The sequence below is a fragment of the Brachybacterium sillae genome, from assembly GCF_025028335.1.
Lineage (GTDB): Bacteria > Actinomycetota > Actinomycetes > Actinomycetales > Dermabacteraceae > Brachybacterium > Brachybacterium sillae.
Window position 1 is genome coordinate 889579 of sequence record NZ_JAFEUW010000001.1, and the last position, 16957, is coordinate 906535.

Sequence of the window (16957 nt, forward strand, 5' to 3'; positions counted from 1 at the left end):
GGGTCGCGAGAGGTGAGGGGCGGGGCATGATCGCTCCGCCCCTCATCCTCGCAGATGATTCCGCATCGTCAGCGCCCGAGGAACGCCAACCAACGCAGCATGAACGCCGCCATCGCATCGCGGGTGATCGGATCCCACGGTCGGAAGGTGCCATCCGGCCAGCCGGTGCTGATGCCGGTGGAGGCCAGCCAGGTGATCTCCCGGGCGAACTGGTGGGTCGGCGGGACATCGCGGAACCCGGACTCCAGCCCCTGATCGGTCGCCTTCGCACCGGCGGCGCGGTACAGGAAGGCGGCGACGGCTGCGCGCTGCACCGGGGCTGTGGGGCGGAAGGTGCCGTCGGGCCAGCCGGTGACGATCCCCTGGGCCGCCGCCCAGGCGATCTCCCGGGAGTACATGGTCGACGCGGACACGTCTCGGAACGGGGAGGTGCCGGTGAACGCCGGCGACCCCAGCGCCCGGTACACGAACACCACCATGGCGTCGCGCTGGATCGGCAGGAACGGCCGATAGGTGCCGTCGGGCCAACCGGTGGTGATGCCGCGGGCGGCGAGGTCGTGGATCTCGGTGAAGAACTGCAGGGTCGGAGGGACGTCCCGGAAACGGCGCGCCACGAAACGCACCCTCGTCCCCTCGAGCACCGCGACCCCCTGTTCGAAGGCCTGCAGTGTGCGGGAGCCGTCCGGGGTCGGTGGAGCCAGCGGCCGACCCCAGCTCGGCTGCCAGGCCTCGACGATCGGCTGCATGGAGCGGGTGGCCACGGCGGCCCCTGTGCCGCTGCCCAGTACCAGCCCGCGGGTCAGCTTGGTGACCGTGTATGCCCCGGAGGTGTGGGCGCTGCGGAACACGGTGCCGAGCGCGTCCTCCCCGCCTGCGGCGAGGAACGCGTCGTAGTGGGCCCGGAAGCCGCTCTCGATCGCCGTCTGGGCCTGGTCCTCGAGGGAGCCGAGCCGGGTGTAGAGGGCGTCGCCCGGGCAGTCGGTGTCGTTCACGTCCCGGTGCCCCAGGAGCCGCGGCAGCTGCACTGTGGCCCCGAGAGCGAACCTGGTGCTGCTCTCCTTCACCTCGAACGGATACTGCGCTGACAGGTCCGGCCGGAAGGTGGACAGCAGCTTCCAGCCGATCATCTGGGCCACGGCCTGCTGGGCGGCCGCGGAGGGCGCCACGGAGCTGTGATCCCCGATCACCGAGATGCCGAAGGTCCCGGTGTTGAAACCCCGAGCGTGGGCGCCGACGATGTTGCGCTGCAGCCCACCGGAGCGACCCTCGAAGATCTGCCCGTACTTGTCGACGAGCACGTTGTACCCGAGGTCGGCCCAGCCGAGTGTGCGGGTGTGGTAGGCGAGGATCCCCCGGACCACCTGGGCGGATTCCGCGGCGGTGTAGGAGTTGCTCCCGGCGGTGTGGTGCACGATCACCGACTTCAGCTCATACGCACCGGTGGTCTCTCGCACCAGGGTTTCGTCCGCGCCCCACTGACCGCGGGTGACGAAACCCGGTGCGCCGACCAGCGGCGGGGTCGGCGGGTTCAGAAGAGCCGTCGAGGTCACCTCGACCGGGGCCCCGCCCCGCACGCCGCCACCGACCTGTCCGGCGGCACCCGCCTGCTGGCCCGGCCTCTCTCCCCGGCCGGTGGCGCGCGCCGCCTCCCCCGAGGCGACGTCGGCATCGGTGGTCTCGGGTGCGGTGCGGACGAGGTGGGCGGTGAGCGTCGCGGCGACATCCCGCCCGCGGGCGGTGGCGCGAACATCCAGGGAGGCCACCTCGCCCAGCCAGGCCAGTTCGGTGGCGTCGGCGCGGCGCCCGGTGACGGGGTCGGTCTCCGGCTGCAACCTCAGCCAGGGGCTCCACGCCCCGGCCGGGTATTGCCCGCGGACCTGGACCTGCGGGGTCGGACCGTCGGCGGGCCAGCTGACGGCCGCCATGGTGGCGCGGCGGCCGCTGAGGCGACGGACGGGTCGACCGTCGACGACGAGGGCCTCGGCCTCCGCGAGCGGGAGGTCCTCCAGGGTGGTGTCGGTCGGTGTGGCGGGCGCCAGCGGCGCGGCCACCGCAGCGTGGCTCAGGGCGAGGGTACCGGCCGGCGCCGCGGCCGCGGCCGTGAGGAGGGACCGACGGCGGACATGGTGACGCGGGGTCATGGGTACTGCTCCCAACGGGATCGACAGGGGGAAACCACCGGGGAGGAGGCCCGGCGGCTGTTCGACCGTGACACGGTAACCCACACGTCGAAGTCCCGACCTGCCCGTCACCGAGATGTCACCTGCATGCCACTGCGGCCGCATCCGGAATGTTCGGATGCGGCCGCAGTGGGGAATGCTCGGGAGCCTCAGGCCTTGTCGGCCTCGCCCTCGCTGCGCTCCACGGTCTCGGCGGCCTCAGCCTCGGGAGCCTCGGGGGTCTCGACGGTCGTCTCCTCCGCGGGAGTCTCGACGGTCGTGTCCTCAGCGGGCTTCTCGTCGGCGCGGGCGGCGACCTTGGCGGCGCCCTCGGCCTCCTTCACCACGGACTGCTTGGCGGAGTAGGGCTCCTGCACCAGCTCGATCACGGCCATGGGGGCGTTGTCACCCTTGCGGGGGCCGATCTTGGTGATGCGGGTGTAGCCGCCGGGACGCTCCGCGAAGGACGGCGCGATCTCGTGGATCAGCACGTTCACGACGTCGCGGTCCCGCACCACGCGGGTGATGCGACGGCGGGCGGCGAGGTCACCCTTGCGGGCGACGGTCACGAGGCGCTCCGCCACCGGACGCAGCCGCTTGGCACGGGTCTCCGTGGTGGTGATGGCCTTGTGGCGGAAGAGCTCGGTGGCGAGATTCGCGAGGATCATCCGCTCGTGGGCGGGGGATCCACCGAGGCGAGCACCCTTGGTGGGAGCAGGCATTGTCGTTCTCCTGGGATCTGGTCTGAGGGGTCAGTACTGGTCACCGAAGTCGTCCGAGTAGGAATCCAGCGCGGCCGAGGGGTCGAAACCGGCCGGGGAGTCCTTCAGGGACAGGCCGAGGTCGGCGAGCTTCGCCTTCACCTCGTCGATGGACTTCTGCCCGAAGTTGCGGATGTCGAGGAGGTCCGCCTCGGAGCGGGCCACGAGCTCGCCCACGGTGTGGACACCCTCGCGCATCAGGCAGTTGTAGGAGCGCACAGTGAGGTTGAGATCGTTGATCGGCAGCGCGAGGTCCGCGGCCATGGCCTGATCCGTCGGCGAGGGGCCGATGTCGATGCCCTCCGCCTCCTGGTTCAGCTCATGGGCCAGACCGAACAGCTCCACCAGCGTCTTGCCGGCGGACGCCACGGCGTCACGCGGGGAGATCGCCGGCTTGGTCTCGACGTCCACGATCAGACGATCGAAGTCGGTGCGCTGCTCCACGCGGGTGGCCTCGACCTTGTAGGTCACCTTGAGCACGGGCGAGTAGATCGAGTCGACCGGGATACGGCCGATCTCGCCGTCGACGCCCTTGTTCTGCGCGGCGGAGACGTACCCGCGGCCACGCTCCACGATCAGCTCGATCTCGAGCCGACCGGTGGAGTTGAGGGTCGCGATGTGCAGCTCCGGGTTGTGGATCTCGACACCCGCCGGCGGGGTGATGTCCGCGGCGGTGACCTCACCCTCGCCCTCCTTGCGGAGGTACATCACGACCGGCTCGTCGTTCTCCGAGGAGACGACCAGGTCCTTGATGTTGAGGATGATCTCGGTGACGTCCTCCTTCACCCCGGGGACGGTGCTGAACTCGTGCAGCACACCGTCGATGCGGATCGAGGTGACCGCGGCACCGGGGATGGAGGACAGCAGGGTGCGGCGCAGGGAATTGCCGAGCGTGTAGCCGAACCCGGGCTCCAGCGGCTCGATGACGAACCGGGAGCGGTACTCCGACACGACCTCTTCGGTCAGCGTGGGGCGCTGTGCAATGAGCACGGTGTGTCCTTTCTGGGAGCGTCCGCCATATGACGCTCAGGTGGGGTGGACTTCCGGAGTCGGATGGGTGTCGGTCAGCCGCGGCGGCGCTTCGGCGGACGGGTGCCGTTGTGCGCCTGGGGGGTGACGTCCTGGATCGAGCCGACCTCGAGGCCGGTCGCGGTGAGGGAGCGGATCGCGGTCTCGCGGCCGGAGCCCGGGCCCTTGACGAACACGTCGACCTTCTTCATGCCGTGCTCCTGGGCGCGGCGTGCGGCGGCCTCGGCGGCCATCTGCGCGGCGTACGGGGTGGACTTGCGCGAGCCCTTGAAGCCGACCTGGCCGGCGGAGGCCCAGGAGATGACGGCGCCCGTCGGGTCCGTGATGGACACGATGGTGTTGTTGAAGGTGCTCTTGATGTGGGCCTGGCCGTTGACGACGTTCTTCTTGTCCTTGCGGCGCGGCTTGCGCGCGGCGGAGGCCTGGCGGGTCTTGGTTGCCATGCGGCGGAACTCCTCGGGTGGGTCCAGATGATCGGTGCGCTCGGCTCAGCGGGCCGACGGCCGGGCGGAGCGCGGAGTGACTGCGGCGGATCGCGGCGCGGGGCGCCGGATCAGCGAGCCTTCTTCTTGCCGGCGACGGTGCGCTTGGGGCCCTTGCGGGTGCGCGCGTTGGTCTTGGTGCGCTGGCCGCGCACGGGCAGGCCGCGGCGGTGGCGCAGGCCCTGGTAGCTGCCGATCTCGACCTTGCGGCGGATATCGGCGGCGACCTCGCGGCGCAGGTCGCCCTCCACCCGGTAGTTCGCCTCGATGTGGTCACGCAGCTTCACGAGGTCGTCGTCGGTCAGGTCACGCACACGCGTGTTGCCGTCGACGCCGGTGGCGGCGAGGGTCTCCAGAGCGCGGGTGCGGCCCACGCCGAAGATGTACGTCAGGGCGACCTCGGTGCGCTTCTCGCGCGGCAGGTCGACTCCCACAAGACGTGCCATGGTGCAGTTCTCCTACTGTTCCCGGAGGCCTGATCCGACACCCCGCACCGTCTGTCGATCGGTGCGCCGCAGCCTCCGTCCTGCGGGTGGCCCGCTGATGCGGGTGGTGCCGACTCTTCTGTTGTGCGCCCGCGGGGCGGGCAGGTGCCCCTCAGGGGCGTCGGTCGCCGTGGCGACCGGGGGGTCACACGCCGGGGCTCAGCCCTGGCGCTGCTTGTGACGAGGGTTGGCGCAGATGACCATGACGCGCGAGTGGCGACGGATCACCTTGCACTTGTCACAGATCGGCTTGACGCTCGGCTTGACCTTCATCTCTTCCTTCTCACGGACGCGGGGCCGCCGCACGGCGGCCCCGAGGGGATCCGCCGGGGCGGATCACTTGTAGCGGTAGACGATGCGACCCTTGTCGAGGTCGTAGGGGCTGAGCTCCACGACCACGCGGTCCTCCGGCAGGATGCGGATGTAGTGCTGACGCATCTTTCCGGAGATGTGCGCGAGGACCTTGTGCCCGTTGTCGAGCTCCACGCGGAAGCGCGCGTTGGCGAGCGCCTCCGTCACCGTGCCCTCGACCTCGATGACGCCGTCCTTCTTGGCCATGGATCCCCAATCTCCTCCGGCCCGCAGGGCGGGCGCAGGGTCGTCGCGTCGATACCGGTCCACGAGCCGGGGAACGCCCGGGACCATGAATCCGGACCTCGCGTCCCCGAAGGGCGCCTCGTCCGCTTCCGCAGGTCAGCGGGGCGCTCGAGTCCCAGCTCGCGCGCGGGCGGCTCCTAACGCGCAGGGAGCACACCCAGCCGTCCATCCTACACGGCCAGGTCGTGTCTGCCCAGGGTGATCTCAGGTGGGGCGGGTCACGTCGCGGCCCGCCGTCGGCCCCTGCCCGATCGGCCTCAGCTCGCGACGGGGTCGGGAGCGGTGCGAATTCCCCGCTCGGCCAGCCGGGCCGCTCCCCCGTCCCGCTCGGTGAGGACGAGCAGGCCCTGCTCCGTCACGGCCACGGAATGCTCCCAGTGGGCCGCGCGCCCGCCGCCGGTGGCCACGATGGTCCACCCGTCGTCGAGCTGCTCCCAGTCGCCGGGGCCCTGGATGAGCATCGGCTCGATCGCCAGGCACATCCCGGGGACCACCTTCGGGCCGCGATCCCGAGTGCGGTAGTTCATGACATCCGGCTCCATGTGCATGGCGGTGCCGATGCCATGACCGCCGAAACCCTCCAGGTGGGAGAGCGTCTCCCCCGCCTCGGCCTCGACGAAGTCCTCCACGGCGGCGCCGATCTCCCCCACCCGCCGGGCGGTGGCGAGGGCCGCAATGCCCTCCCACAGGGCCCGTTCAGTCAGCTCCACCAGCTCGACGTCGGCGGGTCGGCGCGGCTGCCCGACGATATGGGTGCGGGCGGCGTCGGAATGCCAACCCTCCACGATGCAGCCGCCGTCGATGGACACCACATCACCCTCCCGCAGCTCCTGAGCGCCGGGGATGCCGTGGACCACGACCTCGTTCACACTGATACACAGCGTCGCCGGGTAGCCCTGATAGCCCAGGAAGTTGGGGGTGGCGCCGTGGTCGCGGATCATCTCCTCGGCCAGGGCGTCGAGCTGCGCGGTGGTGATGCCCGGCCGCAGCTCCCGGGCGAGCATGTCATGCACCTGCGACAGCAGCAGGCCGCTGCGCCGCATGAGCGCGATCTGCTCCGGAGTCTTCAGCTCCACACGGGAGCGGCCGAGGCCCAGCATCGCCCGCTCAGGCGCCGAGGGCGCCGAGGATCTCGGCGGTGACCTCGTCGATGGAGCGCATGCCGTCGATCCGCCGCACCAGGCCGCGCTCGTCGTACACGGCGATCAGCGGTTCGGTCTGCTCCGCGTACACCTCGAGGCGCCGGCGGATGGTCTCCTCGTTGTCGTCGCTGCGGCCGGACTGCTCGCCGCGCGCCACGAGGCGTCCGACGACCTCCTCCACGTCGACCTCGAGCAGGATCACCGCGTCGAGCGCGAGGCCGGCGTCGGAGAGGATCCCGTCGAGCGCGGAGACCTGGTCGAGGGTGCGGGGGTAGCCGTCGAGCAAAAAGCCCTCGCGGGCGTCGTCCTCCGCCAGGCGGGAGCGGACCATGTCGTTGGTGACCTCGTCGGGCACGTACTCGCCGCGGTCCATGTACGACTTCGCGAGGACGCCCAGCTCGGTCTCCTGGGAGACGTTCGCGCGGAAGATGTCGCCGGTGGAGATGGCGGGGATGCCCAGGGCCTCGCTGATGCGGGCGGCCTGGGTGCCCTTGCCGGCCCCAGGGGGACCGACGATCAGCAGACGACGGGCGGAGGCGGGGGCGTGGGTCACGCGATGTCCCTTCGAGTGGGGCCGGGCGCAGGGCGCACGGCAGGGTGGGGAGAACGGCGGCCGGGTCGCGTCAGGACGCGCCGGGGGTCAGCGCAGCAGACCCTCGTAGTGGTGCTGCTGCAGCTTGGCATCGATCTGCTTCACGGTGTCGAGACCGACGCCGATCACGATCAGCAGCGACGCGCCGCCGAGGGGGAAGTTCTGGGAGGCCGAGAGGTACACCAGGGCCAGCAGCGGGATCAGCGCGATGATCGCGAGGTACACGGCACCGGGGGCCTGGATGCGGTTGATGACGTACTGCAGGTACCGCTCGGTGGGCTTTCCGGCGCGCACGCCGGGGATGAACCCGCCGTACTTCTTCATGTTGTCGGCGATCTCCTCCGCGTTGAAGGTGATCGACACGTAAAAGAACGCGAAGAAGATGATCAGCCCGACGTACACCAGGGCGTAGATCCAGGAGAACGAGATGCCCATGACGAGGTTCGCGTTGATCCACTGCACCCACGAGGAGGTCGGGTCCCCGAAGGAGGCGGCGAGCATCGGGATGGTGAGGATCGAGCTGGCGAAGATCACCGGGATCACGCCCGCCTGGTTCACCTTGATCGGGATGTAGGTGGAGGTGCCGCCGTAGGTGCGTCGGCCCACCATCCGCTTGGCGTACTGCACGGGCACGCGCCGTTGCGACTGCTCCACGAACACCACACCCACCAGGATCACCAGCGCCAGCAGCATCACCAGCAGGAAGGTCACCCAACCCTGCGCCTGGAAGATCTGCCCCAGGGCCATCGGGAACGACGCCGCGATGGAGGTGAAGATCAGCAGCGACATGCCGTTGCCGATGCCGCGCTCGGTGATCATCTCCCCCATCCACATGATCAGCACGGTGCCGACGGTCATCGTGAGGATCATCAGCAGCAGCGCGGGGATCGACTGGTCGGGGATGACCTCCAGGGCGCAGCCGATGAAGAAGTTGCCGGAGCGCACCATCGTGATGATCGTGGTCGCCTGCAGGATCGCTAGGCCGATCGTCAGGTACCGGGTGTACTGGGTGAGCTTCGCGGTGCCGGACGCGCCCTCCTTGTGCAGGGCCTCGAACCGGGGGATCACGACCCGCAGCAGCTGCACGATGATCGACGCGGTGATGTACGGCATCACGCCGAGGGCGAATATCGACATCTGCAGCAGCGCCCCACCGGAGAACAGGTTCACCATCCCCAGCACGTTGCCGGACTGCCCCGCGCCGTTGAGCGCCTGATCAGAGCAGATCATCAGGTTCGTGTAGTCGAAACCGGGGGTCGGCACGAACACGCCGAGGCGGTAGATCGCCAGCAGTGCCAGCGTGAAGAAGATCTTCGCGCGCAGCTCCGGCGTGCGGAACGCACGGAGAAAGGCGTTCACAGGGGTTCCCTCCTGGGGTCCGGACGGGACGGGACGGCGGGGCGCGCTCTGCCCCGGGGACGGCGACGGGGCACCGCGGTCAGGCTAAGCCTGCCACGGTGCCCCGTCAAAAGAGATTCACGCGCGAGTGACGGTCCCACCCGCCGCGGTGATCTTCTGCTCCGCCGAGGCGGAGAACTTCTGGGCGGTGACGTCCAGCTTGACGCTGACGTCGCCGGTACCCAGCACCTTCACGGGCTGGTTCTTGCGCACGGCGCCCTTGGCCACAAGGTCCTCCACCGTCACGGTGCCGCCCTCGGGGAACAGCTCCTGCAGGGTGGACAGGTTCACGACCTGGTACTCCACCCGGAACGGGTTGGTGAAGCCACGCAGCTTCGGGAGCCGCATGTGCAGCGGCATCTGGCCGCCCTCGAAGCCGGCCGGCACCTGGTAGCGGGCCTTGGTGCCCTTGGTGCCGCGGCCCGCGGTCTTGCCCTTGCTGCCCTCACCACGGCCCACACGGGTCCGGGCGGTCTTCGCACCCGGCGCGGGGCGCAGGTCGTGCAGCTTGAGCGGGTTGTTGCTGTCGGTCATGTCAGTCCACCTCTTCGACCGTCACCAGGTGGGTGACGGCGCGGATCATGCCGCGGATCTCGGGGCGGTCCTCCTTCACCACCACGTCACCGATGCGCTTGAGGCCGAGGCCGCGCAGGGTGGCGCGCTGGGTCTGGTTGCCGCCGATGACGGATCGCACCTGGGTCACCTTGAGCTGCATCACGCACCCACCTTCTCCGCACGGGCCGCAGCGCGGCCCTCGGCCTGGGCCCGGAGCAGAGCCGCCGGGGCGACGTCCTCCACGGGAAGACCACGGCGGGCCGCGACGGCCTCCGGCTCCTCCAGCTGCTTGAGGGCGTCCACGGTGGCCCGCACGATGTTGATGGCGTTCGAGGAGCCCATCGACTTGCTGAGCACGTCGTGCACGCCGGCGCACTCGAGCACCGCGCGCACCGGACCGCCAGCGATCACACCGGTACCGGGGGCCGCCGGACGCAGGAGCACGACGCCCGCGGCGTCCTCGCCCTGCACCGGGTGCACCACGGTGCCCTGGATGCGCGGGACGCGGAAGAAGTTCTTCTTCGCCTCCTCGACACCCTTGGAGATCGCGGCCGGCACCTCCTTGGCCTTGCCGTAGCCGACACCGACGGTGCCGTCGCCGTCACCCACCACCACGAGGGCGGTGAAGGAGAAGCGGCGGCCGCCCTTGACGACCTTGGAGACGCGGTTGATGCTCACCACGCGCTCCAGGAACGCCGACTTCTCGGCGTCCTGGTGGCCACGCCCACCGCGCTCACCGCGACGGCCGCCGCGGTCCTGGTGGCCGCGCCCGCGGCTGTCCTCGTTGCTGTTCTCGCCCCGCCGGCCGGTGGCCGAGGGACCGCTGTTCCGCTGCTGTGCAGCCATGTTCAGATCCTCTTCTCGTCCTGGTCCCGGGAGCCGGTCACAGCGCCAGGCCGGCCTCGCGGGCGCCGTCGGCGACGGCGGCCACACGGCCGTGGTACTTGTTCCCGCCGCGGTCGAACACGACGGACTCGATGCCGGCAGCCTTGGCGCGCTCGGCCACGAGCGCGCCGACGGAGCGGGCCTTGTCGGTCTTCGTGCCCTCGGAGCCGCGCAGGTCGGCCTCCATGGTCGAGGCAGACGCCAGGGTCACACCCTTGGAGTCGTCCACGATCTGCACGAACACGTGGCGCTGCGAGCGGGTGACCACGAGGCGCGGACGCTGCTCGGTGCCCACCACGCGACGGCGCACGCGCAGGTGACGACGACCGCGCAGGCGGAGGCGGCCACCGGGCTTGCCCTTGGTGTGCTTCAGTGCGTAGCCCATGATCACTTACCAGCCTTTCCGGCCTTGCGCAGCACGACCTCGTCCGCGTAGCGCACGCCCTTGCCCTTGTACGGCTCGGGCTTGCGGATCTTGCGGATGTTGGCGGCGACCTCGCCCACCAGCTGCTTGTCGATGCCGGTCACCGAGAACTTGGTGGGCGACTCGACAGCGAAGGTGATGCCCTGGGGCGCCTTCACCAGCACGGGGTGGGAGAAGCCGAGGGCGAACTCGAGGTCGGTGCCCTTGGCCTGGACACGGTAGCCCGTGCCGACGATCTCCAGCTTCTTGGTGAAGCCCTCGGTCACACCGAGGACCATGTTGTTGATGAGCGTGCGGGTGAGGCCGTGCAGGGCCTTGTTCTCACGCTCGTCGTCGGGACGGTTCACGACGATGGAGCCGTCCTCGCCGCGCTCGACGGTCAGGGGCGTGGGCACCTCGTGGGAGAGCTCGCCCTTGGGGCCGTTCACGGTGACCTTTTGGCCCTCGATGACGACGGCGTTGACAGCGGCCGGCACAGCGACCGGCAGGCGTCCGATGCGGGACATAGTGGTTCTCCTCCCCCGCTCACCAGATGTAGGCGAGGACTTCCCCGCCCACACCCTTCTTGGCAGCCTGCTTGTCGGTCAGGAGGCCGGAGGACGTGGACAGGATCGCCACGCCCAGGCCGCCGAGGACCTTGGGCAGGTTGGTGGACTTCGCGTACACACGCAGGCCGGGCTTCGAGATGCGGCGGACACCGGAGATGGCACGCTCACGGCTCTGGCCGTACTTGAGCTCCAGCACCAGCGTCTTGCCGACCTCGGCCTCCTCCTCATGCCAGTCGAGGATGTACCCCTCGGCCTTGAGGATGTCGGCGATGCGGCTCTTCAGCTTCGAATACGGCATGGACACGGTGTCGTGGTACGCCCCGGAGGCGTTCCGGATCCGCGTCAGCATGTCCGCGATCGGGTCGGTCATGGTCATGTCGTCTGCTTCTTCCTCACCTGGTTTCCGCGGGCCTCACGGCCGCGGACCTGTGGCGATAGTCCTTACCAGCTGCTCTTCGTGACGCCGGGCAGCTCACCGCGGTGAGCCATCTCGCGCAGGCACACGCGGCACAGCCCGAACTTCCGGTACACGGAGTGCGGACGACCGCAGCGCTGGCACCGGGTGTAGGCGCGCACCGCGAACTTGGGCTTGCGCTCCTGCTTCTTGATCAGGGCGGTCTTGGCCATGTCAGTTCTCCTTGAACGGGAAGCCGAGCGCCTTCAGCAGGGCGCGTCCCTCGTCGTCGGTGGTGGCGGTGGTGACGACCGTGATGTCCATACCGCGGACCCGGTCGATCCGGTCCTGGTCGATCTCATGGAACATGACCTGCTCCGTCAGACCGAAGGTGTAGTTGCCGTGCCCGTCGAACTGCTTCGGCGACAGACCGCGGAAGTCGCGGATGCGCGGCAGAGCGGTGGAGAGCAGACGATCCAGGAACTCCCACATGCGGTCGCCGCGCAGCGTGACGTGCGCACCGATCGGCATGCCCTCACGCAGCTTGAACTGCGCGATGGACTTGCGGGCCTTGGTGACCTGCGGCTTCTGGCCGGTGATGGCGGCGAGGTCCTTGATGGCGCCGTCGATCACCTTGGAGTCACGGGCGGCGTCGCCGACACCCATGTTCACGACGATCTTGGTCAGGCCGGGCACCAGCATGACGTTGGTGTAGCCGAACTGCTCGGTGAGCTGGCCCTTGATCTCCTCGCGGTAGCGAGTCTTCAGGCGCGGCTGGACCTTGGTGGCGGTCTCGGTCATCAGATGTCCTTCCCCGAGCGCTTGGAGTAGCGCACGCGCACCTGCTTGGTGCGGCCGTTCTCCAGCTCGACGGTCTCGACGCGGAAGCCGACCTTGGTGGGCTTGTTGTCCTCCGGGTCCACCAGCGCCACGTTCGAGACGTGGATCGGGGCCTCACGCTGCTCGATGCCGCCGGCACCGGCCTGGGAGGCACGCAGGTGGCGGGTGCGACGGTTCACGCCCTCCACGAGCACCTTCTGGGTCTCCGGGAAGACCTCGAGCACGCGGCCCTGCTTCCCCTTGTCGCCCGCGGCGAGACCGCGCTTGGCGGCCTTCTCCTCGTCGCTGGTGCGACCGGTGATGACCTGCACCAGGTCACCCTTCTTGATCTTCATGCGCGCCATGGTCAGAGCACCTCCGGGGCCAGCGAGATGATCTTCATGAAGCGCTTGTCGCGCAGCTCGCGACCCACCGGGCCGAAGATGCGGGTGCCGCGCGGCTCGCCGTCGTTCTTGAGGATCACCGCGGCGTTCTCATCGAAGCGGATGTAGGAGCCGTCGCTGCGGCGACGCTCCTTGACGGTGCGGACGACGACGGCCTTGACCACGTCGCCCTTCTTGACGTTACCACCGGGGATGGCGTCCTTGACGGTCGCCACGATGGTGTCGCCGATGCTGGCGTAGCGGCGACCGGAGCCACCGAGAACGCGGATGCAGAGAATCTCCTTCGCACCCGTGTTGTCGGCGACCTTCAGTCGCGTCTCCTGCTGAATCACTCAGTTCTCCTTGCGTCTCGCCGGTTCTCTCCCCGTCGTGGCGGGTCGAGCCTTGCGGAACGGATATCGGACGTGACGTCCGCTCCGCCGAGGCGGATCGGGCGTCTGCTCCCGGGCATAAAAGAAACCCGAGTCGGACTCAGGCATCGACCAAGGTCGACGCGAGGTCTCCGACTGGGCTGGCCCCACCGCGAGGGCGGAACCGGGTCCGGGCGCTCCCCCGGGCTGACAGTCCTCCACCGAAAGGTGGATGCAGCGGGGCCCGGGAGCAACCCGTCCAGCTTACGCCAGGGCCCACCGGTGTCGGAACCCCGCCCGTCAGGCCTGGTGTGTGCGTTTGGTCTCGTGGTTCGGGCGGTCGTCGGCCGACCTGCCCCATGTCAGTGGCCCGTGAGGCGTCGCGCCGGCAGCGATACGCCGAGGGCCTCTACCAGCGCGGCCACGGCGCGACGAACGGGCCGGCCCTCCCTGTGGGAGGACCGGCCCGTCCTGGTGCCGGGGCGATCAGCGGGATCGCCGTCGGATCACTTGGCCTTCTCGAGGATCGCCACCAGACGCCAGCGCTTGGAGGCGCTCAGCGGGCGGGTCTCCATGAGCAGAACGCGGTCGCCGATGCCGGCGACGTTCTCCTCGTCATGGGCCTTGAAGCGGTGGGTCTTCTTCATGACCTTGCCGTACAGCGCATGCTTCATGCGGTCCTCGACCTCGACGACGATGGTCTTGTCCATCTTGTCGGAGACGACGTACCCGCGAAGGGTCTTGCGGTACGGGCGCTCGTGGGACGACGCGTGGCCGCCCTCCTTGGCCAGCTCCTCGACCTCGGCCTCGGTGGCGTCGGTGATGCTGTCGGGAGCGGTGCTGTTCTCGTTCATCTCTCAGTTCCTCGATTCGATCACTCGGCCGAGCCGGGGGCCTGACGGATACCGAGCTCGCGCTCGCGCAGGATCGTGTAGATCCGCGCGATGTCCTTGCGCACGGAGCGCAGGCGGGCGTGGCTCTCCAGCTGCCCGGTCGCGGACTGGAAGCGGAGCTTGAACAGCTCGTCCTTCGCCTTGGCCAGCTCCTCGACCAGCTGGGCGTCGTCCAGCTTGTCGATCTCGGCGGCGGTGAGCTTGGTCGCTGCCATCAGATGTCACCACCCTCTCGGCTCAGGATGCGGCACTTCATGGGGAGCTTGTGGATCGCGAGGCGGAGGGCCTCACGCGCCACGTCCTCGGGGACGCCGGCCACCTCGAACATGACGCGGCCCGGCTTGACGTTGGCGACCCACCACTCCACGGAGCCCTTACCGGAACCCATGCGGACCTCGGCGGGCTTCTTGGTGAGCGGACGGTCGGGGTAGATGTTGATGTACACCTTGCCGCCACGCTTCATGTAGCGGGTCATGGCGATACGGGCCGACTCGATCTGCCGGTTGGTGACGTACGCCGGCGCGAGCGCCTGGATGCCGTAGTCGCCGAAGGCGAGATCGGTGCCGCCCTTGGCCATGCCGCTGCGGGTCGGGTGGTGCTGCTTGCGGTGCTTGGTCCTGCGGGGGATCAGCATGTCCCTCAGGCCTCCGTTCCGTTCTCGGCGGGCGCGGTGGCCGCCTCGGCAGCGGCCGGGGCCTGCTGCTCGGCGCCCTGGCGGGCGGCGGCGTTGCGCTCGTTGCGACGACCGCGGGGGCGTTCGGCCCGACGATCGCGGCCGCCCCGGGGGGCCTGCGCCGCGGTCTGGGCCGCCAGCTCCTTGGCGGTGATGTCGCCGTTGTAGATCCAGACCTTCACGCCGATCCGGCCGAAGGGCGTGCGCGCCTCATGGAAGCCGTAGTCGATGTTCGCGCGGAGGGTGTGCAGCGGCACGCGGCCCTCGCGGTAGAACTCGCTGCGGCTCATCTCGGCGCCGCCGAGGCGGCCGGAGACCGCCACGCGGATGCCCTTGGCGCCGGCGCGCTGCGCGGACTGGATGCCCTTGCGCATGGCACGGCGGAAGGACACACGGGCCGCGAGCTGCTCGGCGATGCCCTGCGCGACCAGCTGAGCGTCGGCCTCGGGGTTCTTGACCTCGAGGATGTTCAGCTGGATCTGCTTGCCGGTGAGCTTCTCCAGCTCACCGCGCAGGCGCTCCGCCTCGGCGCCGCGGCGCCCGATGACGATGCCCGGACGAGCGGTGTGCAGATCCACACGCACCCGGTCGCGGGTGCGCTCGATCTCGACCTTCGCGATACCGGCGCGCTCGAGTCCGTCGGACATGAGCTTGCGGATCGCGACGTCTTCCTTCACGTAGTCGCGGTAGCGCTGACCCTCCTTGGAGGAGTCGGCGAACCAGCGGCTGGTGTGCTCCGTGGTGATCCCGAGACGGAACCCGTTCGGATTGACCTTCTGGCCCACTTGGCGGGTCTCCTTACTTCTTCGCGGGAGCGACCACCACGGTGACGTGGCTGGTGCGCTTCTTGATCTGGAAGGCACGACCCTGAGCGCGCGGCTGGAACCGCTTCATGGTCGGGCCCTCGTCGACGTACGCGGCGGACACGACGAGGTCGCGCTCATCGAAGCGCTCCCCCGCCTGGTCGGCCTTCACCCGGGCGTTGGCGATCGCGGACTGCACGAGCTTCAGGACGGGCTCGGAGGCGGCCTGCGGGGCGAACCGCAGCACGTTCTCGGCCTCCGTCGTGCTCTTGCCACGGATCAGGTCCACAACGCGACGGGCCTTGGTGGGCGACATGCGGAGGTACCGCACCTGCGCCTTGGCTTCCATCGTTCCCTGCTTTCTTCTCTTCGAGTTCTCGACTCAGAGCTGCACGTCACCGACCGGGGTCAGCGACGGCGGCCCTTCTTGTCGTCCTTCTCGTGGCCCTTGAAAGTCCGCGTCGGAGCGAACTCGCCGAGCTTGTGGCCGACCATCGACTCGGTGACGAACACCGTGACGTGCTTGCGGCCGTCGTGCACTGCGAAGGTGTGGCCGAGGAAGTCCGGCGTGATGACCGAACGACGCGACCAGGTCTTGATGACGTTCTTGGAGCCCTTCTCGTTCGCGGCATCCACCTTCTTCTGCAGGTGGTCGTCGACGAACGGGCCCTTGGAAATGCTGCGAGGCATGGTGTGCGGATCTCCCTATCAGCGTTTCTTGCCGGTGCGACGACGGCGGACGATGAGCTTGTCGCTCGCCTTGTTCGGGCGGCGGGTGCGGCCCTCGGGCTTGCCCCAGGGCGACACCGGGTGACGACCACCCGAGGTGCGGCCCTCACCACCACCGTGCGGGTGGTCCACCGGGTTCATCACGACACCGCGGACGTGCGGGCGCTTGCCCTTCCAGCGCATGCGGCCGGCCTTGCCCCAGTTGATGTTCGACTGCTCGGCGTTGCCGACCTCGCCGATGGTGGCGCGGCAGCGGAGGTCCACGTTGCGGATCTCGCCGGAGGGCATGCGCAGCTGGGCGTAGGGGCCCTCCTTCGCGACCAGCTGCACCGAGGCGCCCGCGGAGCGGGCGATCTTGGCGCCGCCGCCGGGACGGAGCTCGATCGCGTGGATCACGGTGCCCAGCGGGATGTTCCGCAGGGGCAGGTTGTTGCCGGGCTTGATGTCGGCGTTCGGGCCGTTCTCCACCCAGTCACCCTGACGCAGCTTGGCCGGGGCCAGGATGTAGCGCTTCTCGCCGTCCGTGTAGTGGAGCAGCGCGATGCGGGCGGTGCGGTTGGGGTCGTACTCGATGTGCGCGACCTTGGCGTTCACGCCGTCCTTGTCATGACGACGGAAGTCGATGACGCGGTACGCACGCTTGTGGCCGCCGCCGCGGTGGCGGGAGGTCACACGACCGTTGTTGTTGCGGCCGCCGGACTTGGTCAGCGGGCGGACCAGCGACTTCTCCGGCGTGGAACGGGTGATCTCGACGAAGTCGGCGACGCTGGAGCCGCGACGGCCCGGCGTGGTCGGCTTGTGCTTGCGAATTCCCATGGTGGGTTTCCCTCAGTCT

General features: G+C 69.3%; 27 protein-coding genes. All 27 read right to left on the reverse strand.

All coding sequences use genetic code 11. The annotated features are described in order from the left end of the window. Window positions 1–68 precede the first annotated feature (68 nt). On the reverse strand, window positions 69–2141 hold the full coding sequence (locus tag JSY14_RS04025; protein ID WP_259557476.1) for an S-layer homology domain-containing protein: 2073 nt from the start codon (window positions 2139–2141) through the stop codon (window positions 69–71). Between the two features lie 188 nt (window positions 2142–2329). Further along, entirely contained in the window at window positions 2330–2881 is a 552-nt protein-coding gene (rplQ, locus tag JSY14_RS04030; RefSeq protein WP_259557477.1) for a 50S ribosomal protein L17, read from the reverse strand. Window positions 2882–2911: 30 nt separating this feature from the next. Next, a complete protein-coding gene (locus tag JSY14_RS04035) occupies window positions 2912–3910 on the reverse strand; it encodes a DNA-directed RNA polymerase subunit alpha (protein ID WP_259557478.1) in 999 nt (332 codons plus the stop codon). A 74-nt stretch (window positions 3911–3984) separates the two neighbouring features. Next, window positions 3985–4392, reverse strand: a complete 408-nt coding sequence (gene rpsK, locus JSY14_RS04040; protein WP_259557479.1) for a 30S ribosomal protein S11 — start codon at window positions 4390–4392, stop codon at window positions 3985–3987. Between the two features lie 110 nt (window positions 4393–4502). Continuing rightward, window positions 4503–4877 (reverse strand): 30S ribosomal protein S13, encoded by a 375-nt coding sequence (gene rpsM / locus JSY14_RS04045; protein ID WP_259557480.1) that lies wholly within the window; start codon window positions 4875–4877, stop codon window positions 4503–4505. Window positions 4878–5075: 198 nt separating this feature from the next. Then, window positions 5076–5189: a 50S ribosomal protein L36 gene (gene rpmJ, locus JSY14_RS04050; protein WP_259557481.1), complete on the reverse strand. Its 114-nt coding sequence runs from the start codon at window positions 5187–5189 to the stop codon at window positions 5076–5078. Between the two features lie 63 nt (window positions 5190–5252). After that, entirely contained in the window at window positions 5253–5474 is a 222-nt protein-coding gene (gene infA, locus JSY14_RS04055; RefSeq protein ID WP_038371360.1) for a translation initiation factor IF-1, read from the reverse strand. A 296-nt stretch (window positions 5475–5770) separates the two neighbouring features. Next, window positions 5771–6613: a type I methionyl aminopeptidase gene (gene map / locus JSY14_RS04060; RefSeq protein WP_259557483.1), complete on the reverse strand. Its 843-nt coding sequence runs from the start codon at window positions 6611–6613 to the stop codon at window positions 5771–5773. A 7-nt stretch (window positions 6614–6620) separates the two neighbouring features. Next, a complete protein-coding gene (locus JSY14_RS04065) occupies window positions 6621–7208 on the reverse strand; it encodes an adenylate kinase (protein WP_259557484.1) in 588 nt (195 codons plus the stop codon). An 87-nt stretch (window positions 7209–7295) separates the two neighbouring features. Next, entirely contained in the window at window positions 7296–8606 is a 1311-nt protein-coding gene (gene secY / locus JSY14_RS04070) for a preprotein translocase subunit SecY (RefSeq protein WP_259557485.1), read from the reverse strand. Window positions 8607–8723: 117 nt separating this feature from the next. Further along, window positions 8724–9179: a 50S ribosomal protein L15 gene (gene rplO, locus JSY14_RS04075; RefSeq protein WP_259557486.1), complete on the reverse strand. Its 456-nt coding sequence runs from the start codon at window positions 9177–9179 to the stop codon at window positions 8724–8726. Between the two features lies 1 nt (window position 9180). After that, complete coding sequence (rpmD, locus tag JSY14_RS04080) at window positions 9181–9363, reverse strand: 50S ribosomal protein L30 (RefSeq protein WP_285892245.1); 183 nt, start codon at window positions 9361–9363, stop codon at window positions 9181–9183. Next, window positions 9360–10046 (reverse strand): 30S ribosomal protein S5, encoded by a 687-nt coding sequence (gene rpsE / locus JSY14_RS04085; protein WP_259557488.1) that lies wholly within the window; start codon window positions 10044–10046, stop codon window positions 9360–9362. Before rpsE ends, rpmD begins: the two co-directional genes overlap by 4 nt. 37 nt (window positions 10047–10083) lie before the next feature. After that, window positions 10084–10470 carry a 50S ribosomal protein L18 gene (rplR, locus tag JSY14_RS04090; protein ID WP_259557489.1) on the reverse strand — a complete coding sequence of 129 codons (387 nt, stop codon included), beginning with the start codon at window positions 10468–10470 and terminating at the stop codon, window positions 10084–10086. Between the two features lie 2 nt (window positions 10471–10472). Further along, complete coding sequence (gene rplF / locus JSY14_RS04095; RefSeq protein ID WP_259557490.1) at window positions 10473–11015, reverse strand: 50S ribosomal protein L6; 543 nt, start codon at window positions 11013–11015, stop codon at window positions 10473–10475. Between the two features lie 19 nt (window positions 11016–11034). After that, the gene (gene rpsH / locus JSY14_RS04100) at window positions 11035–11433 is read right to left on the reverse strand and encodes a 30S ribosomal protein S8 (RefSeq protein ID WP_259557491.1); all 399 of its coding nucleotides are present in this window, start codon (window positions 11431–11433) and stop codon (window positions 11035–11037) included. 65 nt (window positions 11434–11498) lie between these two features. Continuing rightward, window positions 11499–11684, reverse strand: a complete 186-nt coding sequence (locus JSY14_RS04105; protein ID WP_038371350.1) for a type Z 30S ribosomal protein S14 — start codon at window positions 11682–11684, stop codon at window positions 11499–11501. 1 nt (window position 11685) lies between these two features. Next, window positions 11686–12252, reverse strand: coding sequence for a 50S ribosomal protein L5 (gene rplE / locus JSY14_RS04110; protein ID WP_259557493.1), 567 nt, complete (start codon window positions 12250–12252; stop codon window positions 11686–11688). Then, complete coding sequence (gene rplX, locus JSY14_RS04115; RefSeq protein ID WP_259557494.1) at window positions 12252–12635, reverse strand: 50S ribosomal protein L24; 384 nt, start codon at window positions 12633–12635, stop codon at window positions 12252–12254. The genes rplE and rplX overlap by 1 nt, the downstream gene beginning before the upstream one ends. A gap of 2 nt (window positions 12636–12637) precedes the next feature. Then, complete coding sequence (gene rplN, locus JSY14_RS04120) at window positions 12638–13006, reverse strand: 50S ribosomal protein L14 (RefSeq protein ID WP_259557495.1); 369 nt, start codon at window positions 13004–13006, stop codon at window positions 12638–12640. Window positions 13007–13530: 524 nt separating this feature from the next. Continuing rightward, window positions 13531–13878, reverse strand: a complete 348-nt coding sequence (gene rpsQ, locus JSY14_RS04125) for a 30S ribosomal protein S17 (protein ID WP_285892246.1) — start codon at window positions 13876–13878, stop codon at window positions 13531–13533. A 20-nt stretch (window positions 13879–13898) separates the two neighbouring features. Beyond that, entirely contained in the window at window positions 13899–14132 is a 234-nt protein-coding gene (rpmC, locus tag JSY14_RS04130; protein ID WP_259557496.1) for a 50S ribosomal protein L29, read from the reverse strand. Beyond that, window positions 14132–14551: a 50S ribosomal protein L16 gene (rplP, locus tag JSY14_RS04135; protein ID WP_259557497.1), complete on the reverse strand. Its 420-nt coding sequence runs from the start codon at window positions 14549–14551 to the stop codon at window positions 14132–14134. Before rplP ends, rpmC begins: the two co-directional genes overlap by 1 nt. 5 nt (window positions 14552–14556) lie before the next feature. Further along, on the reverse strand, window positions 14557–15375 hold the full coding sequence (gene rpsC / locus JSY14_RS04140; protein ID WP_259557499.1) for a 30S ribosomal protein S3: 819 nt from the start codon (window positions 15373–15375) through the stop codon (window positions 14557–14559). 13 nt (window positions 15376–15388) lie between these two features. After that, window positions 15389–15742, reverse strand: a complete 354-nt coding sequence (rplV, locus tag JSY14_RS04145; protein WP_259557500.1) for a 50S ribosomal protein L22 — start codon at window positions 15740–15742, stop codon at window positions 15389–15391. A 59-nt stretch (window positions 15743–15801) separates the two neighbouring features. After that, window positions 15802–16083: a 30S ribosomal protein S19 gene (gene rpsS / locus JSY14_RS04150; RefSeq protein ID WP_259557501.1), complete on the reverse strand. Its 282-nt coding sequence runs from the start codon at window positions 16081–16083 to the stop codon at window positions 15802–15804. A gap of 18 nt (window positions 16084–16101) precedes the next feature. Beyond that, entirely contained in the window at window positions 16102–16938 is an 837-nt protein-coding gene (rplB, locus tag JSY14_RS04155) for a 50S ribosomal protein L2 (protein ID WP_259557503.1), read from the reverse strand. Between the last annotated feature and the right edge of the window lie 19 nt (window positions 16939–16957).

Bases quoted from the DNA above. Each gene is read 5' to 3' on its own strand.
- JSY14_RS04025 (WP_259557476.1), bottom strand. From the start codon at position 2,141: ATGACCCCGCGTCACCATGTCCGCCGTCGGTCCCTCCTCACGGCCGCG.
- rplQ (WP_259557477.1), bottom strand. From the start codon at position 2,881: ATGCCTGCTCCCACCAAGGGTGCTCGCCTCGGTGGATCCCCCGCCCAC.
- rpsK (WP_259557479.1), bottom strand. From the start codon at position 4,392: ATGGCAACCAAGACCCGCCAGGCCTCCGCCGCGCGCAAGCCGCGCCGC.
- rpsM (WP_259557480.1), bottom strand. From the start codon at position 4,877: ATGGCACGTCTTGTGGGAGTCGACCTGCCGCGCGAGAAGCGCACCGAG.
- rpmJ (WP_259557481.1), bottom strand. From the start codon at position 5,189: ATGAAGGTCAAGCCGAGCGTCAAGCCGATCTGTGACAAGTGCAAGGTG.
- infA (WP_038371360.1), bottom strand. From the start codon at position 5,474: ATGGCCAAGAAGGACGGCGTCATCGAGGTCGAGGGCACGGTGACGGAG.
- map (WP_259557483.1), bottom strand. From the start codon at position 6,613: ATGCTGGGCCTCGGCCGCTCCCGTGTGGAGCTGAAGACTCCGGAGCAG.
- rplO (WP_259557486.1), bottom strand. From the start codon at position 9,179: ATGACCGACAGCAACAACCCGCTCAAGCTGCACGACCTGCGCCCCGCG.
- rpsE (WP_259557488.1), bottom strand. From the start codon at position 10,046: ATGGCTGCACAGCAGCGGAACAGCGGTCCCTCGGCCACCGGCCGGCGG.
- rplR (WP_259557489.1), bottom strand. From the start codon at position 10,470: ATGGGCTACGCACTGAAGCACACCAAGGGCAAGCCCGGTGGCCGCCTC.
- rplF (WP_259557490.1), bottom strand. From the start codon at position 11,015: ATGTCCCGCATCGGACGCCTGCCGGTCGCTGTGCCGGCCGCTGTCAAC.
- rpsH (WP_259557491.1), bottom strand. From the start codon at position 11,433: ATGACCATGACCGACCCGATCGCGGACATGCTGACGCGGATCCGGAAC.
- JSY14_RS04105 (WP_038371350.1), bottom strand. From the start codon at position 11,684: ATGGCCAAGACCGCCCTGATCAAGAAGCAGGAGCGCAAGCCCAAGTTC.
- rplE (WP_259557493.1), bottom strand. From the start codon at position 12,252: ATGACCGAGACCGCCACCAAGGTCCAGCCGCGCCTGAAGACTCGCTAC.
- rplX (WP_259557494.1), bottom strand. From the start codon at position 12,635: ATGGCGCGCATGAAGATCAAGAAGGGTGACCTGGTGCAGGTCATCACC.
- rpsQ (WP_285892246.1), bottom strand. From the start codon at position 13,878: ATGAACGAGAACAGCACCGCTCCCGACAGCATCACCGACGCCACCGAG.
- rpmC (WP_259557496.1), bottom strand. From the start codon at position 14,132: ATGGCAGCGACCAAGCTCACCGCCGCCGAGATCGACAAGCTGGACGAC.
- rplP (WP_259557497.1), bottom strand. From the start codon at position 14,551: ATGCTGATCCCCCGCAGGACCAAGCACCGCAAGCAGCACCACCCGACC.
- rplV (WP_259557500.1), bottom strand. From the start codon at position 15,742: ATGGAAGCCAAGGCGCAGGTGCGGTACCTCCGCATGTCGCCCACCAAG.
- rpsS (WP_259557501.1), bottom strand. From the start codon at position 16,083: ATGCCTCGCAGCATTTCCAAGGGCCCGTTCGTCGACGACCACCTGCAG.
- rplB (WP_259557503.1), bottom strand. From the start codon at position 16,938: ATGGGAATTCGCAAGCACAAGCCGACCACGCCGGGCCGTCGCGGCTCC.